Origin of the sequence: Microbacterium californiense (assembly GCF_047246625.1) — a bacterium.
GTDB lineage: Bacteria > Actinomycetota > Actinomycetes > Actinomycetales > Microbacteriaceae > Microbacterium.
Genome location: NZ_JBFOKQ010000002.1, coordinates 536179 through 550801 on the forward strand (window position 1 = coordinate 536179; position 14623 = coordinate 550801).

Here is a 14623-nt window from a genome sequence, read left to right on the forward strand (position 1 = left end):
TGCCGTCGCGTTCGGCATCCGTCCACGCCCCGGAATCCCGCGGCTCGCGCCCCAGAGAGACGCCTGCCGTTCACTTTCCGTTCACCCGGGCGGGAGAGTCTCGTTAACCGCCGCGCTTAGCGTCACTGTGTGCCCTGCACCGGGCCTCTACCCCAACCACGATCGAACGGATCCACAGTGAAGATCTCCCGAATCGCTCGCATCGGCGCCATCGGCGCCGTCGCTGCTCTCGCACTCGCCGGCTGCGCCGCGAACGAAGGCGGCACCGGCGGCTCGTCCGAAGAGCCCTCCGAGTCCACGCTCTCCGGCACCATCGACGCCACCGGCGCGTCCTCGCAGACCGCCGCCCAGGAGGCCTGGGTCGCCGCGTTCCAGACCGCCAACCCCGACGTCACCGTGAACTACGAGCCCACCGGCTCGGGCACCGGCCGCGAGAACTTCCTCGAGGGCGGCAGCAACTTCATCGGCTCCGACCGCGCGTTCAACGACGAGGAGATCGCCGCCGGCGGCTTCGGCGCCTGCACCTCCGACGACATCGTCGAGGTCCCGCTCTACATCTCGCCGGTCGCCGTCGCGTTCAACGTCGAGGGCATCGAGACACTGAACCTCGACGCCGCCACCATCGCGGGCATCTTCGCGGGCACCATCTCCAACTGGAACGCCCCCGAGATCGCCGCCTTGAACGAGGGCGTCGAGCTGCCCGACCTGGCGATCTCGCCGGTCCACCGCTCCGACCCCTCGGGCACGCAGGAGACCTTCGCCAAGTACCTCGGCGCGACCGCGCCCGACGTCTGGACCTACGAGGTCTCGGACGAGTGGCCGATCCAGGGCGGCGAGGCCGCTCAGGGCACCTCTGGTGTGAAGCAGGCGATCACGGCCGGCAATGGCGCGATCGGCTTCCTCGACGCGTCGCAGGCCGACGGCCTCGGCCAGGTCGCGGTGGGTGTCGGCGAGGAGTTCGTCCCCTACTCCGCCGAGGCCGCCGCCAAGCTCGTCGAAGGATCGGAGCTCGTCGAGGGCCGCGGCGAGGGCGACCTCGTCTTCGACGTCGACCCGGCTGCCGCCGCCGACGGCGCGTACCCGATCGCCCTCGTCAGCTACCTCATCGGCTGCGAGCAGTACGACGACAGCAACGTCGCGGAGCTCGTGAAGGAGTACTTCACGTACATCGCGAGCGAAGAGGGCCAGAACGCCGCCGCCGACAACGCCGGCAGCGCCCCGATCTCGGACGGCCTGCGCGAGCAGGTCATGGCCGCGATCGACCTGATCCAGGTCAGCTGACCCAGCCGATCGACTGATGCCGGTGCCCCCGCGTCCTGACCGGGCGCGGGGGCTCCGGCCGGTCAGCCCCGTTCCACTCCGTCCCGAGACAGGGAGACCATGAGCACGACCGCGCAGGCGCCCGCAGCGCCGCCCGCACCGATCAAGGCCAAGCAGCGGCTCGGCGACCGGGTCTTCTCCGGCACCGCGCTCGGGGCGGGGACCATCATCCTCGTCGTCCTCGCCGCCGTCGCGACCTTCCTCATCATCCAGAGCCTGCCGGCCTTCCAGTTCGACACCACCGACAACCACATCCTCAGGGGCCAATCGTTCTGGACCTACGTGGGACCGCTGGTCTTCGGAACGCTCTGGGCCTCCTTCATCGCCCTGCTGATCGCGGCTCCCATCGCGATCGGCATCGCCCTCTTCATCTCGCACTACGCGCACCGCCGCCTCGCCGCCTTCCTCGGTTACGTCATCGACCTGCTGGCCGCGGTCCCCTCGGTGGTCTTCGGACTCTGGGGCGGCCTGGTGCTCGCACCGATGCTGCAGCCGATCTACGCCTGGCTCAACGAGCACGCCGCCTGGGTGCCCTTCTTCGGCGGTCAGGTCTCCTCCACCGGCAAGACGATCCTCACCGCGGCCCTCGTGCTCGCCGTGATGTGCATTCCGATCATGACCGCGATCTGCCGCGAGGTCTTCCTCCAGACGCCCAAGCTCCACGAGGAGGCGGCGCTCGCCCTCGGCTCCACGCGCTGGGAGATGGTGCGAATGGCCGTGCTGCCCTTCGCCCGCGGCGGCATGGTGTCGGCCGCCATGCTCGCCCTCGGCCGGGCCCTCGGCGAGACCATGGCGGTGACCATGGTGCTGTCGCCCTCCGCGGTCGTCAGCTTCCTGGTGCTGACCGCGACCAACCCGACGCCGATCCCCGCGAACATCGCCCTGGCGTTCCCCGAAGCCCACGGCACCGGCGTGAACACCCTCATCGCCACCGGCCTCATCCTCTTCATCGTGACCTTCGCGGTCAACGCGCTGGCACGCTGGATCGTCGCGCGCCGCGCCGAGTTCTCGGGAGCGAACTGACATGTCCGTCCTCACCGCCGCCCCCGCCCCCGCGACCTCCTCCAGCACGTCGCTCACCGCGGGCAAGCTGCCCACCTGGGCCCCGTGGGCCCTGCTGGCAGCCTCCTTCGCCGTCAGCGCCGCGGTCTTCGCGGTGGCCGCGATCGGCACCAGCCTCGCCGACTTCAACATCGTCGGCACCGTCATCGTCGGCATCCTGCTCTACATGGTCATCATCACGGTGATCTCGTCGATCGCCGAGAGCCGCCGCAAGGCCGTCGACCGGCTCATGACCGCTCTGGTCGCGACGGCGTTCCTCATCGCCCTCCTGCCCCTGATCTCGCTCCTGTGGACGGTCGTGGCGAACGGCATCGAGCGCTTCGACGCCGAGTTCTTCAGCTACTCGATGCGCAACGTCGTCGGGGACGGCGGGGGCATCGTGCACGCGATCTGGGGCACCGTCCTCATCACGATGACGGCCACGATCATCTCGGTGCCCATCGGGCTCATGACCTCGATCTACCTCGTCGAGTACGGCCGCGGCAAGGTTGCGAAGGCCATCACGTTCTTCGTCGACGTGATGACCGGCATCCCCTCGATCGTGGCCGGCCTGTTCATCTACGCCGTCTTCGCGCTGCTCTTCAAGCCGGGCATCTCGATGGGCATCATGGGCGCGCTCGCCCTGGCCGTGCTGATGACGCCGGTCGTCGTGCGCGGCTCGGAGGAGCTCCTGCGGATCGTGCCGAACGAGCTCCGCGAGGCGTCGTACGCACTCGGCGTGCCGAAGTGGCTGACCATCCTGAAGGTCGTGCTCCCGACGTCGATCGCCGGCATCACCACCTCGGTCATGCTCGCGATCTCCCGCGTCATCGGCGAGACCGCCCCGCTGCTGCTGACGGCCGGCTTCACGCAGAGCCTCAACACGAACATCTTCGACGGTCAGATGATGACCCTCCCGGTGTTCGCCTACAACCAGTACATGAACCAGGGCACCAACCCGGACGCGTCGGTGGCGCGGGCGTGGGCGGCCGCCCTCACCCTCATCCTCATCGTCATGGTGCTCAACCTCCTCGCGCGTCTCATCGCGAAGTGGTTCGCCCCCAAGATCTCCGGCCGCTGAGCGCCCGACCACTCAGAACAGGAAACCCGTGTCCAAGAGCATCGAAGTCAACGACCTCAACGTCTACTACAGCAGCTTCCTCGCCGTCGAAGGCGTCTCCCTCGAGATCCAGCCGCGCAGCGTCACCGCGTTCATCGGCCCGTCCGGCTGCGGAAAGTCCACCTTCCTCCGCACCCTCAACCGCATGCACGAGGTCATCCCCGGCGCACGCGTGGAGGGCGAGGTGCTGCTCGACGGCAAGGACCTCTACGGCGCGGGCGTCGACCCCGTGCTGGTGCGCCGCCAGGTGGGCATGGTGTTCCAGCGCCCCAACCCGTTCCCCACGATGTCGATCAAGGAGAACGTGCTCGCCGGCGTCAAGCTGAACAACAGCCGCATGTCGAAGAGCGACCAGGACGCCCTGGTCGAGAAGTCCCTCACCGGCGCGAACCTCTGGAACGAGGTCAAGGACCGCCTCGACCGCCCCGGCTCCGGCCTCTCCGGCGGCCAGCAGCAGCGTCTCTGCATCGCCCGGGCGATCGCCGTGTCGCCCGAGGTGCTGCTGATGGACGAGCCCTGCTCGGCCCTCGACCCCATCTCGACCTACGCGATCGAAGAGCTGATCGGCGAGCTCAAGAACGAGTACACGATCGTCATCGTGACCCACAACATGCAGCAGGCCAGCCGCGTCTCCGACAAGACCGCGTTCTTCAACATCGCCGGCACCGGCAAGCCCGGCAAGCTCATCGAGTACGACGACACGACCTCGATCTTCACCACCCCGTCCGTGCAGGCCACCGAGGACTACGTCTCCGGCCGCTTCGGATGATCTGACGAATCCCACCTGCAGGGCCCCGAGGATCCTCCTCGGGGCCCTTCGCCGTCCCTGCCCCCTCGGTGGAAACCCCAGACCGAACGGCGTCGAGACGACGTGTCGACGGCAGACACACCACCCTGGGTCACGATGGTCTGGGTTTTCTCGCTGAATGCAGAGTTCTCAACTCATCCTGCACCAAGAGCGGATGCTGCGGACTGTTCACAGTGCCTGCCGCGGCAACACCGGGGACTCGCGCCATCGCGCAGGATCGAGGGATGTCATTCGCCCGGGCCGACTCCGCTCTGCGCACGCTGGGACGCATGGCCAGGACGTCCGAGCTGCTCGATCGGGGCGTCACCGCTGCGGAACTCACGCGTGCCGTGCGAGCAGGAGAGGTCATCCGTCCGCGCCAGGGCGTCTACGCGTTGCCCGGGACGCCCGAGGGTCTCGTGCATGCCGCGTCCCATGGGGGCACCCTCGGATGCGCCGGAGCAGCCGTACTCCATGGACTGTGGGTCCTCGAGCAGCCGCTCGGCCATCACGTCTGGATGGGGCGAGCCGGTAATCCTCGGTCCGGGTGCACCGACTGCGTGATCCATTGGGACGCCGGGTATGTCACGGTCGGTGAGACGCCGCCCGTCGCGAACGTCCTCCTCCAGATGGCCCGCTGTTGCGGCGAGGAGGCCTTCTTCGCGGCGCTCGAGTCGGCCCTCCGTCGCACGCTTCTCTCCCCCGGCGGTCTTCGGTGGCTGCGCCGGCATCTGCCTGTCGAGATGCGGTGGCTGGTCGCGTTCGCTCGAGGTGATGCCGACAGCGGGCTCGAGTCGTTGATCCGCCTGCGCCTCCATCGCCTCGGCATCACGGTGAGGACGCAGATCTTCATCGATCGGGTCGGCGAGGTCGACATCGTCATCGGCGACCGGCTGATCATCGAGGCCGACGGCCGCGAGAACCATGAGCGTGAGCGCGAGAGGCTGAAGGATCTGCGACGCGATGCTTTCGCCGCGTCAGCGGGATACACGACCCTCCGGTTCAGCTACGCGCTCATCGTCAGGGAGTGGCCCGTCGTCGAGGCAGCGATCCTCGGCACGATGGCGCGCGGCGCGCACCGGGCATCCTGACCACAGCGTCCGCTTGCCGTTTCGCCGTCTTCCGCTCGAGAAAACAGAGAGGAAACGAGCCACGGTCGGTGCGTCGGCACTCGACACTCCATAAGGGCGCGGGGCGGTCTCTGGTTTCTCGCGCAGGAAGGCACTGCGCCCGGGAAGGGTCCTCAGTCGCGGGGAGAGAGGAGGTACTGGTTCCACTCTGCGGTCAGCGCGGGGTCGACGGGCAGGGGCTGGTCGTCGACCGCGGTGATCGCGACGGCGAGGCGCACGCTCGAGACGAGCCAGGCGGCATCCGCTCGAGGGAGGTCGGATGCCGGGATGCGGTCGTAGCCGACCTCGAAGCCGCGGGACTGCAGGTGCTCGTACACGCTCAGCTGGGTGGTGCCGTGCAGGATGCCGCCGTTCGGGGCCGGCGTCACGAAGCGGTCGCCGAACCGGAGGATCAACGAGGCGGTCGGCGCCTCCAGCACGAAGCCGTCGCTCGACAGGAAGACGGCGTCGTCGGCGCCGCGTCGGTGCGCCTCGCGCAGGGCCGCCATGTTGACCGCGTACGAGAGCGTCTTGGCGCCCAGCAGCAGCCAGGGCGCGCGTTCGGCCGCGCCGAGGTCGTATCCGCGATCGAGCGTGACGACCTTCACGCCGGCGGCCCGCACCGCACCGAAGTCGGATGCCGGGGCGGCCGTCACCCAGGCCGTCGGGGTGGGTCCGTGCTCGACGCCACGGCTGAGGATGAGCTTGATCACGGCCTCGCCGTCGCCGCACTGCGCGGCCGCGGTCTCGATCGCCTGACGCCACTGGGGCAGGTGCGGGGCGGGCAGGTCGCACAGCCGCGCGGAGTGCGCGAGCCGCTCGAGATGGGGCACCACCTCCTGCGCGTGCCCGTCGACCACGCCGATCGATTCGAAGACGCCGTCTCCGCGCTGGGTGCTCAGCTCGCCGACGCTCAGAGCGGGGGCGGCGGCGTCCACCTGCGTGAAGGTGTCGCGGTAGTCGTCACGGGTGTCGTCGGTCGAGACGGGGTCGATCATGAGTGCGAAGCGCCGGATCATGATCCGAGCCTAGGGGGCCGGGAATACCTCCGGTCGTATCGCGTTACACTGGTACAGGCCGGGCCGCATAACCCCGGGCTCCAATTTTCGCCGCTGCGAGCGGCCTTCCGCCGAGAGGCGTTCTTGCGGCCCGGTCTTTTTCGTCTCCGGGCGAAGACCGCCGTCGCAGCGGGAGAGCGGGCTCAGGCGAGGGCGCCGGCGCGCCACAGGATGCCGGCGGCCGAGAGGTCCTGACCGTAGCTGCTGAGCCGCAGAGCGCGGGCCGTCAGCTCGCTCGCCCGCACCGGCTCGGTCGGTTCGTAGTCGTCGGCCGTGTGGGTCGCCCCCGACGCCTGCACGCGGCAGAAGGCGGCCGCACGATCGAGCGCGACCGCGAAGTCGCCGCGGAACGCCCCGCGCAGGATCGTGTCGATGAGCACCACGAGCTCGTCGGGGCTCGCCGGCACCGGGGCCCCGGCGATCACGGCATCCGCCGAGCCGAGTTCGACCCGTCCCCGCTCGTAGAGCAGCGCCGCGGTCTGCGGGTCGGCATGGATCGCCAGCTGCAGCAGGTACAGCCGCCACAGCGCCCCGGGCAGCGTGCGTGACGGCGCCTTCGACCACAGCTCGGCGATCTCGTCGATGCCGTGCTCGGCGGTGAAGGCCACGAGCCGGTCGGCGCTCGCCCCGCTCTCGTCGGCGCGCACACGGGCCAGCAGGGCGGATGCCGTGGCGTGGGCGATCCGCGTCTCCTCGGCCGGGTCGTGTGCTCCGACGAGGTTGTCGAAGTCCTGGGACGGGCGGCGCACGGGGCGGTGGTGCTGCTCGGGCATCCCTCCAGGGTACGCGCGATCCGCGGCTTCCGGCGGTGTCGCCCGGACGTCCCCGGCGACTCAGGCCGTGGGGATGACGATGATCGGGTCGGTGGTCGGCTGGCCGTCGGGCGATCCACCGTCCTGCTCCACGGTCACCGCGATCACGTCGCCCTCGTGCATGTCGCCCGACAGCAGCGCGGTCGCCTGTCCGCCCTCCACGTCGAACACGCCGGCCGAGACCGGGGTCTCCCCGCGCACGAACCACATCTCGTAGGTCTTGCCCTCGGCCGGGGCGTCGAGACCCTCGGCGACGAGCACGGCCGAGCCGAGGGAGGCGGACCAGTGGGCGGTCGCGGTCGTGCCGTCGTCGAGCGTGATGCTGGCCTGGGCGGCATCGTCGGACGACTCGATCATCTCGAGGGCGACGACGCTCGCCGGCCGGTTCAGGGACTGGTTGATCGCCACCGCTGCCACGCCGACGCCCACCAGCAGAGCCAGGCATGCGGCGAGCGCGAACACGGCACGGCTCCACCGGCGCGGCCGGGCGGGCGATGCGGCGGGCTGCGACGGCGCCGAGGCGTCGGGCAGCGGATGCCGGGCACCGGCGTCGAGATCGGCCGCGGCGTGGTCCGGGGCGGCGTCCGGAGTCGGGTCGTCGTCCTGCGGCGTCGTCGCGATCCGCGCGAGCAGCGACGCCCGCAGGTCGGGGGCGGGGACGACCGCGGGAGCGGCGTCGGCGAGGCGGGCGGCGGTCTCGGCATCCGCGTCGACGAGCGCCTGCCACTCGGGGTGCTCGACGAGGGCGCGACGGAACCGACGCTCCTCGTCGGGAGACAGCGCGTGCAGGGCTGCTCCTGCCGCGAGTTCCGCGAATTCCTGCTCGTTCATGCCTTCACCCCCATCGCCGACCGGAGGCGCGAGAGTCCGTCTCGCATCCGTGTCTTGACTGTCCCCAGCGGCGCTCCCACGAGCGCCGCGATCTCGTTCTGACTGTAACCGCCGTAGTACGCGAGCACGATCGCCTCGCGCTGCGCTTCCGGGAGCCCGGAGAGCGCATCCACGACGCGCCCGCCCTCGATGCTCAGTTCCACCTGCTCGGAGACGCTGTCGTGTGCCACGCCGATGTCCCGCAGTCCTGCGCGGACGTCCCGCTCCGTGCTGGACTGCGAGGATCGGACCCGGTCCACCGCCCTGCGGTGCGCCATCGTCATGATCCACGTCCGTCCTTGACCCTTGTTCGGAGCGAAGCGCGAGGCGGATTGCCAGATCTCCAGGAAGACCTCCTGGAGCACCTCCTCGCTCTGGGAGCGGTTCACCAGCACACGCAGGATGAGACCGAAGACGCGGGAGGACAGCATGTCGTAGAGCTCGGCGAACGCGTTCTGATCGCCCGAGGCGACGCGGAGGAGGAGGTCGGCGACGGCGTCGCGCGCCGTGCCGTCCTCGGGTACATCCATCCCGTCGATGACCATCTCTACCAGCATGCCGTACTCCTCCCCTCTTCCCGCACAGGCGCGGACGCCGCGCCTCACCCGAAGGTGAAGCTGTAGACCTCCACGCCCTCCGGAACGTCGAGTGTGAGCACGCCGGCGGCGATGTCGTCGCGCTTCACGAGCCCATAGGAGCGCGGCGTGCCGTCGACCTCGATCGTCTGCGTGCGCCCCTTCTCGTCCTCGACCGTGAGGATGCCCGATCCGGCCAGCACGACGCGCGCCTCGGCGGCGTGGTAGTCGAGTCGGATGCCGCCGCCCTTGCCGGCGGGGGTCGCGAACTGCGTCTCGACGACCCAGTCGCCGTCGAGCGCGAAGCTGTCGGCGGGCTGGTCCTCCGGGAACGCGAACGCTCCCGTGCCCGCGCCGTAGTCCTCCCTACCGCCGAAGTTCACGTCCTTCGACGAGCCGAGGAAGGTCTCCCGCGTCGTCGAGCCCACCTCGGGGGTGTCGTCGGCCACGTCCGTCGCCGCCGGCAGGTCGACGTCGGGATCGGCATCCTGCAGCAGTTCGCGGATCATCGCCTCGGTCGCGGCGTAATTGCCCTCGCCGAACGAGATGTGGCGCACCGTGCCCTCGGCGTCGATCAGATAGTGCGCGGGCCAGTAGCGGTTGCGGTAGTTGGTCCACGTCGCGAGCGAGTTGTCGAGCGCGACGGGGTATTCGATGCCGAAGTCGTCGATGCCGGCGGCGACGTTGCCGGCATCCTTCTCGAAGGCGTACTCGGGCGAGTGGATGCCGATGACCTGCAAACCGTGGTCGCGGTACGCCTCGTCCCAGGCGACGACGTGCGGGATGGAGCGCTGGCAGTTGATGCAGGAGTAGGCCCAGAAGTCGATCAGCACGACCTGCCCTTCGAGGTCCTTCAGGTCGATCGCCGCGCCGTCCGGGGTGTTCATCCACTCCTGGATGCCGGTGATCGACGGGGCGGTGCCGCAGGACTCGAGCTCGGTCGCGCCGTTGGTGCACTGGTCGAGGTGCTTGTTCTCGTCGGTGACGAGGCCGCCGAGGTCGAGAGCGCGGTCCACGGTCTCGGAGTTCGCGATCTCGTTCTGAAGGGGCGCCGTGTAGTCGGGCAGCAGCCGCTGCAGCGCCTGCGGCACGTTGAACACCAGGCCGACGGCGAGCGCGATCATGGCGACTCCCGCCGCGATGCGCAGCCCGCGCTCCTTGGAGCGGAACGCGCGGATGCGCTCCACCACGCTGCGCCCCGCGAGCGCGAAGACCAGCAGAGGGATCGCCACGCCGATCGCGAACGACACGGTGAGCAGGATCGTGCCGACGCCGATGCGGCCCGTCGATCCCGCGACGATGATCGCGGCGAGCACCGGCCCCGCGCAGGGCACGAAGACCGCGCCGAGTGCGAGGCCGACGCCGAAGCCGCTCCCCCGGTTCTTCACCTCGCGCTGGCCGAAGCGCTGGAAGGGCCGCTCGAGGAGGTGCTGGAAGCGCGGCACGATGAGGCCGACCCCGATGATCACGAGCACGACGATGCCCACCCAGCGGATGATGTCCTGCGGCAGGTTCAGCAGCCCCAGCAGCAGCGATCCGCCCAGCGTCACCAGGGTGAAGCTCAGCACGAGACCGGCGATCACGAGGAACGGGCGGCTCCGACGCGCCGGGACCACCTCGCCGTCGAAGGCCGCCGACGCCGCCCCGCCGGTCAGGAAGATCACCGGGAGGACCGGCAGGATGCACGGCGAGATTCCGGTGATGAGCCCGCCGAGCAGGCCGATGATGATCAGGTCCATGGGGTCCTCGCTTCTGTCGAGGAGTGTTCGCGGAGGCCCCGGAAATGGATTGGATGCACGGGTCGATCGCTCGATCGACCAGATTCTCGAAATTCTTCCCATCCGATCCCGACGGGGCTCCGAACACCTGTCAACGCCACGGAGAGGCCGTGGTTCTCACTGAAGGAGCTCGAGATGTTCAGCACCACGAAGAAGGTCACCGCAGCAGTCACCCTCACGCTGGCGAGCGCATTCGTGCTGTCGGCGTGTTCCATGGGCACCGACACCAGCAGCACCGAGGAGTCGTCGGAGCCGATGACGTCCGAGTCGACCGAGGCGACGCCCGAGATGATGGACCCCGCCGCCAACCTCGTCGGCCCGGGCTGCGCCGCCTACGCCGAAGAGGTGCCGGACGGCGCCGGCTCGATCCAGGGCATGTCCCAGGACCCGGTCGCTGTCGCGGCCTCCAACAACCCCATGCTCACGACGCTGGTCTCGGCCGTCAGCGGTCAGCTCAACCCCGACGTCAACCTCGTGGACACGCTCAACGGCGACGAGTTCACCGTGTTCGCCCCGGTCGACGACGCCTTCGGCAAGATCGACCCGGCGACCATCGAGGCCCTCAAGACCGACAGCGCCACGCTCAGCTCGATCCTGACGTACCACGTGGTCCCCGGCCAGATCGAGCCGTCGGACATCGCTGGTATGCACACGACCGTCCAGGGCGCCGACCTCGAGGTCACGGGCAGCGGCGACATGTGGATGGTCAACGACGCCAACATCATCTGCGGCGGTGTCCAGACCGCCAACGCCACCGTGTACCTGATCGACACGGTGCTGATGCCCCCGGCTGCGTAAGCCGGGAGTGCCGAGCGGAGACGTTCGGCACCGACCGCCGCGCGTTCGAGGAGGGACGCGCGGCGGTCTCCCCGGAGGTCGTCGACGACGCGGCGTCGTCAACGGCCCCCTTTTCCGCGCCCTAGACTGGACGCACGGGCCTCTAGCTCAGTTGGCAGAGCATCGGACTTTTAATCCGCGGGTCGTGGGTTCGAGCCCCACGGGGCCCACCGACAACATCCACCGCGCCGTCCGACGTCCCGAACTCCTCCCGAGGCTTCCGGTCGCGCGACGGGTCCTTCTGAGCCGCCGGAGCAGCCGAACGCGCGACCGGAAGGGCGCGAGAGCGCCCGACTAACATCCCTTCCGGGATACGGCTACCCCCTTCACCGCATCCGAGGGGTGCGGAAGAGTCGACAGCATCCGAAATCCCCCACGAAAGGATGAAAGATGTCGACTCTCACCGACAAGCGAGTGGCCTTCCTGGCGACCGATGGCTTCGAGGACAGCGAGCTCACCAGCCCGTGGGACGCGGTGACCTCGGCCGGGGCGAGCGCCACCCTCATCGCCCCCGAGACCGGCAAGATCACCGGCAAGAACGGTCACGAGCAGTCCGTCGACCTGCAGGCCTCGGACACGACCGCCGACCAGTTCGACGCCCTCGTGCTTCCCGGTGGCGTGGTGAACGCCGATCACCTGCGCATGGATGAGGCGTCGATCGCGCTCGCCCGCGCGTTCTTCGAGCAGCACAAGCCGGTCGGCGTCATCTGCCACGGCGCCTGGATCCTCATCGAGGCGGGCGTCGTCGACGGCCGCACGCTCACCAGCTACCCCAGCCTCAAGACCGACCTCCGCAACGCCGGCGCGAACTGGGTCGACGAGGAGGTCGTGGTCGACGCGGGCCTCGTCTCGAGCCGCACGCCGGACGACCTGCCCGCGTTCAACGCGAAGGTCGTCGAGGAGATCGAAGAGGGCAAGCACTCGGGCCAGACCGCCTGAGGCCTCCACACCTCGCAACGGCCGCTCCGCGTCATGCGGGGCGGCCGTTCCCGTGCGCGGGCGCGGTCAGGCCAGCCGCGCCCGGTGCCGGCGCACCGCGGCACGGTTCGCGCACCGCACCGAGCAGAACCGCTGACGGCCGTTCCGGGTCACATCGGCGACGACGTTCGTGCAGGGGGATGCCGCGCACCGCGCGAGCCTGTTCATGCCCCGGGTGACCAGGTGCAGCGACGTGCCGAGACTGATGATCGCGCGCAGCACGAAGGGCAGCGAGGGCACATCGTCGCGGTAGTGCAGGTGCCAGCCCTCGCCGTCGTGGTTCGTGAGCCTGGGGTACGCCGCCGACTGCGCCAGCTGGGCGTTCAGCAGCACCGCCCGCGCGTCGGGGTCGGGCTCGTCGACGATCGCGAGCCAGTCGTCGATCACCTCGCGCACTCGCTCGTGGTCGTCGGCAGCGGGCGGGAACGTCAGCGTCATCCCCCGCTCGAGCGTGCGCCGCTCGAGTTCGTCACGGTCGGCCGGCCAGTCGTTCGCCAAGGACGCGGCCAGCAGCACCGCGTACTCACCGTAAGGGTTGAGATGCATAAGGCCATTACATCACGCTGGTTCCATGACCTCGCTGCACACTCTCCCCACCCCGGTTCCGGCTCCGGCCCGCTCGCACGAGCACGCCTGGACCGTCGAGTCCCGACACCCCACCGCCGACGGCATCCTGCTCTACGTGCGCTGCACGGGATGCGCCGTCCGAAGGGTCGACCTGACCCCGCACCCGCACCTTCCCCCGACCGCTCTCAGCCGCGTGCTCGGAACGAGCACCGTCAGGCCGTGAGCTCCGCCAGCCTGCGGGTCGTGCGGAGGTTGCGGGCGGTGCCCGCCACGCCCAGCGCGCGGTCGAGCACGGCTTTCGTCAGCCGCGTGGCGTGCACCCCCGCCTCGGCGTAGCTGATCCAGAGGTCGTGCCCCACGAGAGCGATGTCCTCGCCGGGCACGAGTCGCTCGCGCAACGTCTCCACAGCTCCTTCCCGCGGGGCCGCCTCGAGGAACATCGCATGCAGCAGCTTCTCGACCGGGTCGACGAAGGGCTGCGCCGCCAGCGCCGCCAGCAGCTCGCCATGGGAGCGGTGGATCACGGGCGTGTCGACCCCGAAGGCCCGCAGGATCACCGCTCGGACCTCGGCGCACGCCTCTGCGGGGTCCTCTGGCTCGTCGCAGACGATGTTGCCGCTGGCGATGTACGTCGAGACGTCGCGCACGAGCGGCGACCCGGCCAGCGCCTGCCGCAGCTCCGGCATGGGCACGCGGTTCCTGCCGCTCACGTTCACCGCCCGGAGGAGCAGGACGCTGCGGCTCACGCCCCGGGGCTCTCGGCCAACTCGACGCCCGCATGGGCCAGCTCGGCGAGCGCTGCGACGCTCGACTCCTCCCCCACTCCCGCGATCAGGTCGGTGAGAACCCGCACGCGCACGCCGTGGGCCACCGCATCGAGAGCGGATGCCCGGACGCAGTGATCCGTCGCGAGGCCGACGACGTCTGCATCGAGCACACCGGCGCCCGCCAGGACGTCCCCGACCGTCTCCCCCGCATCCGTGACGCCCTCGAACATCGAGTACGCGGGCTTCCCTTGCCCTTTGCGCACGTGATGGGTGACGGCATCCGTCGTCAGCAGCGGGTCGTACTCGGCGCCGTCGGTTCCGGCGACGCAGTGCGCGGGCCACGTGTCGACGTAGTCCGGCTGCACCGCGAAGTGCCCGCCGTTGTCCCCCTCCGCATGGTGCCAGTCGCGCGAGGCGACGATGACCGCGTACTCCCCCGCATGGGCGGCGAGGTACGCCGTGACGGCCGAGGCGACCGCGTCGCCGCCGGTGACCGCGAGCGCACCGCCCTCGGTGAAGTCGTTCTGCACGTCGACGATGAGAAGCGCTCTGCTCATGCTTCGAGGGTACGCCCGCGCGCGGCCGATACCGGCGGAATCACGACCTCGACGCGGGGAGGTCGCCGCGCTTTCGCTCGCGCCCCAGGCGGATCCAGGTGACCAGCCCGTACCCGAAGATGCCCCCGCCCACCCAGGTGATCGAGTGGATCCAGGAACCCGCGCCGTTCAGGTCTAGGATCACACCCCCGATCCCCATGACGATTCCGAGGATGACCATGGTGGCGGCGGTGCTCTCTGCGCGGCTCATGGCGCGAGCATACGGGCATCTGCGCTCGCCACGGGGGAACGCCGCGACCGTGTCCTCCCCGGGAACGAGGAAATCCCCGGACTCGGGGAGTCCGGGGATTTCGTGGAGCCGCTTGTCAGAATCGAACTGACGACCTTTTCATTACGAGTGAAATGCTCTGCCGACTGAGCTAAAGCGGCGTGCGACGGACGAACCGG

At 69.7% G+C, this 14623-nt stretch carries 17 protein-coding genes and 2 tRNA genes; 9 read left to right on the top strand and 10 right to left on the bottom strand.

Going from position 1 to position 14623, the window contains the following annotated elements; translation table 11 throughout:
* The first annotated feature begins 177 nt into the window (after positions 1-177).
* The 5 genes from AB3M82_RS13910 to AB3M82_RS13930 all read left to right on the top strand — a co-directional run bounded on the left by AB3M82_RS13910 (position 178) and on the right by AB3M82_RS13930 (position 5359).
* On the top strand, positions 178-1281 hold the full coding sequence (locus AB3M82_RS13910) for a phosphate ABC transporter substrate-binding protein PstS (protein WP_412958543.1): 1104 nt from the start codon (positions 178-180) through the stop codon (positions 1279-1281).
* Positions 1282-1380: 99 nt separating this feature from the next.
* Complete coding sequence (gene pstC, locus AB3M82_RS13915; RefSeq protein WP_412958544.1) at positions 1381-2343, top strand: phosphate ABC transporter permease subunit PstC; 963 nt, start codon at positions 1381-1383, stop codon at positions 2341-2343.
* Position 2344: 1 nt separating this feature from the next.
* Positions 2345-3442 carry a phosphate ABC transporter permease PstA gene (gene pstA / locus AB3M82_RS13920; protein ID WP_412958545.1) on the top strand — a complete coding sequence of 366 codons (1098 nt, stop codon included), beginning with the start codon at positions 2345-2347 and terminating at the stop codon, positions 3440-3442.
* A 28-nt stretch (positions 3443-3470) separates the two neighbouring features.
* Positions 3471-4250: a phosphate ABC transporter ATP-binding protein PstB gene (gene pstB / locus AB3M82_RS13925; RefSeq protein WP_412958546.1), complete on the top strand. Its 780-nt coding sequence runs from the start codon at positions 3471-3473 to the stop codon at positions 4248-4250.
* 263 nt (positions 4251-4513) lie between these two features.
* Positions 4514-5359: a type IV toxin-antitoxin system AbiEi family antitoxin domain-containing protein gene (locus tag AB3M82_RS13930; RefSeq protein ID WP_412958547.1), complete on the top strand. Its 846-nt coding sequence runs from the start codon at positions 4514-4516 to the stop codon at positions 5357-5359.
* A gap of 152 nt (positions 5360-5511) precedes the next feature.
* Here the strand turns inward: AB3M82_RS13930 and AB3M82_RS13935 are convergent, their stop codons facing one another.
* The 5 genes from AB3M82_RS13935 to AB3M82_RS13955 all read right to left on the bottom strand — a co-directional run bounded on the left by AB3M82_RS13935 (position 5512) and on the right by AB3M82_RS13955 (position 10431).
* A complete protein-coding gene (locus AB3M82_RS13935) occupies positions 5512-6396 on the bottom strand; it encodes an aminodeoxychorismate lyase (RefSeq protein ID WP_412958548.1) in 885 nt (294 codons plus the stop codon).
* Positions 6397-6578: 182 nt separating this feature from the next.
* Positions 6579-7208 carry a DNA-directed RNA polymerase subunit beta gene (locus AB3M82_RS13940; RefSeq protein ID WP_412958549.1) on the bottom strand — a complete coding sequence of 210 codons (630 nt, stop codon included), beginning with the start codon at positions 7206-7208 and terminating at the stop codon, positions 6579-6581.
* 60 nt (positions 7209-7268) lie between these two features.
* Positions 7269-8078, bottom strand: a complete 810-nt coding sequence (locus AB3M82_RS13945; RefSeq protein WP_412958550.1) for an anti-sigma factor — start codon at positions 8076-8078, stop codon at positions 7269-7271.
* A complete protein-coding gene (sigK, locus tag AB3M82_RS13950; RefSeq protein WP_412958551.1) occupies positions 8075-8674 on the bottom strand; it encodes an ECF RNA polymerase sigma factor SigK in 600 nt (199 codons plus the stop codon). Before sigK ends, AB3M82_RS13945 begins: the two co-directional genes overlap by 4 nt.
* Before the next feature lie 44 nt (positions 8675-8718).
* The gene (locus AB3M82_RS13955) at positions 8719-10431 is read right to left on the bottom strand and encodes a cytochrome c biogenesis protein DipZ (RefSeq protein ID WP_412958552.1); all 1713 of its coding nucleotides are present in this window, start codon (positions 10429-10431) and stop codon (positions 8719-8721) included.
* A gap of 174 nt (positions 10432-10605) precedes the next feature.
* Between AB3M82_RS13955 and AB3M82_RS13960 the strand changes: the two genes are divergently transcribed.
* From AB3M82_RS13960 to AB3M82_RS13970, 3 genes are all read left to right on the top strand, one after another.
* Positions 10606-11268 carry a fasciclin domain-containing protein gene (locus AB3M82_RS13960; RefSeq protein WP_412958553.1) on the top strand — a complete coding sequence of 221 codons (663 nt, stop codon included), beginning with the start codon at positions 10606-10608 and terminating at the stop codon, positions 11266-11268.
* Between the two features lie 136 nt (positions 11269-11404).
* Positions 11405-11477 (top strand) — tRNA-Lys (locus AB3M82_RS13965).
* A 220-nt stretch (positions 11478-11697) separates the two neighbouring features.
* Complete coding sequence (locus tag AB3M82_RS13970) at positions 11698-12246, top strand: type 1 glutamine amidotransferase domain-containing protein (protein ID WP_412958554.1); 549 nt, start codon at positions 11698-11700, stop codon at positions 12244-12246.
* A gap of 66 nt (positions 12247-12312) precedes the next feature.
* On the opposite strand, the gene AB3M82_RS13975 is transcribed toward AB3M82_RS13970, so the two are convergent.
* Entirely contained in the window at positions 12313-12831 is a 519-nt protein-coding gene (locus tag AB3M82_RS13975) for a CGNR zinc finger domain-containing protein (protein WP_412958555.1), read from the bottom strand.
* Between the two features lie 25 nt (positions 12832-12856).
* Between AB3M82_RS13975 and AB3M82_RS13980 the strand changes: the two genes are divergently transcribed.
* A complete protein-coding gene (locus tag AB3M82_RS13980; RefSeq protein ID WP_412958556.1) occupies positions 12857-13075 on the top strand; it encodes a hypothetical protein in 219 nt (72 codons plus the stop codon).
* Here AB3M82_RS13980 and AB3M82_RS13985 read toward each other — a convergent pair.
* The 4 genes from AB3M82_RS13985 to AB3M82_RS14000 all read right to left on the bottom strand — a co-directional run bounded on the left by AB3M82_RS13985 (position 13065) and on the right by AB3M82_RS14000 (position 14605).
* Entirely contained in the window at positions 13065-13598 is a 534-nt protein-coding gene (locus AB3M82_RS13985) for a DUF1697 domain-containing protein (RefSeq protein ID WP_412958557.1), read from the bottom strand. The two genes, AB3M82_RS13980 and AB3M82_RS13985, sit on opposite strands and share 11 nt — an antisense overlap.
* Complete coding sequence (locus AB3M82_RS13990) at positions 13595-14176, bottom strand: isochorismatase family protein (RefSeq protein ID WP_412958558.1); 582 nt, start codon at positions 14174-14176, stop codon at positions 13595-13597. The genes AB3M82_RS13985 and AB3M82_RS13990 overlap by 4 nt, the downstream gene beginning before the upstream one ends.
* 40 nt (positions 14177-14216) lie before the next feature.
* Positions 14217-14426 (bottom strand): hypothetical protein, encoded by a 210-nt coding sequence (locus AB3M82_RS13995; RefSeq protein ID WP_412958559.1) that lies wholly within the window; start codon positions 14424-14426, stop codon positions 14217-14219.
* Between the two features lie 103 nt (positions 14427-14529).
* Positions 14530-14605, bottom strand: a tRNA-Thr gene (locus tag AB3M82_RS14000).
* Between the last annotated feature and the right edge of the window lie 18 nt (positions 14606-14623).

Excerpts from the sequence above, each read along its gene's own strand:
- AB3M82_RS13930 (WP_412958547.1), top strand. The coding sequence starts at position 4,514 with ATGTCATTCGCCCGGGCCGACTCCGCTCTGCGCACGCTGGGACGCATG.
- pstA (WP_412958545.1), top strand. The coding sequence starts at position 2,345 with ATGTCCGTCCTCACCGCCGCCCCCGCCCCCGCGACCTCCTCCAGCACG.
- AB3M82_RS13980 (WP_412958556.1), top strand. The coding sequence starts at position 12,857 with ATGACCTCGCTGCACACTCTCCCCACCCCGGTTCCGGCTCCGGCCCGC.
- AB3M82_RS13940 (WP_412958549.1), bottom strand. The coding sequence starts at position 7,208 with ATGCCCGAGCAGCACCACCGCCCCGTGCGCCGCCCGTCCCAGGACTTC.
- AB3M82_RS13995 (WP_412958559.1), bottom strand. The coding sequence starts at position 14,426 with ATGAGCCGCGCAGAGAGCACCGCCGCCACCATGGTCATCCTCGGAATC.
- AB3M82_RS13955 (WP_412958552.1), bottom strand. The coding sequence starts at position 10,431 with ATGGACCTGATCATCATCGGCCTGCTCGGCGGGCTCATCACCGGAATC.
- AB3M82_RS13945 (WP_412958550.1), bottom strand. The coding sequence starts at position 8,078 with ATGAACGAGCAGGAATTCGCGGAACTCGCGGCAGGAGCAGCCCTGCAC.
- pstC (WP_412958544.1), top strand. The coding sequence starts at position 1,381 with ATGAGCACGACCGCGCAGGCGCCCGCAGCGCCGCCCGCACCGATCAAG.
- AB3M82_RS13990 (WP_412958558.1), bottom strand. The coding sequence starts at position 14,176 with ATGAGCAGAGCGCTTCTCATCGTCGACGTGCAGAACGACTTCACCGAG.
- AB3M82_RS13975 (WP_412958555.1), bottom strand. The coding sequence starts at position 12,831 with ATGCATCTCAACCCTTACGGTGAGTACGCGGTGCTGCTGGCCGCGTCC.
- sigK (WP_412958551.1), bottom strand. The coding sequence starts at position 8,674 with ATGCTGGTAGAGATGGTCATCGACGGGATGGATGTACCCGAGGACGGC.
- AB3M82_RS13935 (WP_412958548.1), bottom strand. The coding sequence starts at position 6,396 with ATGATCCGGCGCTTCGCACTCATGATCGACCCCGTCTCGACCGACGAC.
- AB3M82_RS13970 (WP_412958554.1), top strand. The coding sequence starts at position 11,698 with ATGTCGACTCTCACCGACAAGCGAGTGGCCTTCCTGGCGACCGATGGC.
- AB3M82_RS13960 (WP_412958553.1), top strand. The coding sequence starts at position 10,606 with ATGTTCAGCACCACGAAGAAGGTCACCGCAGCAGTCACCCTCACGCTG.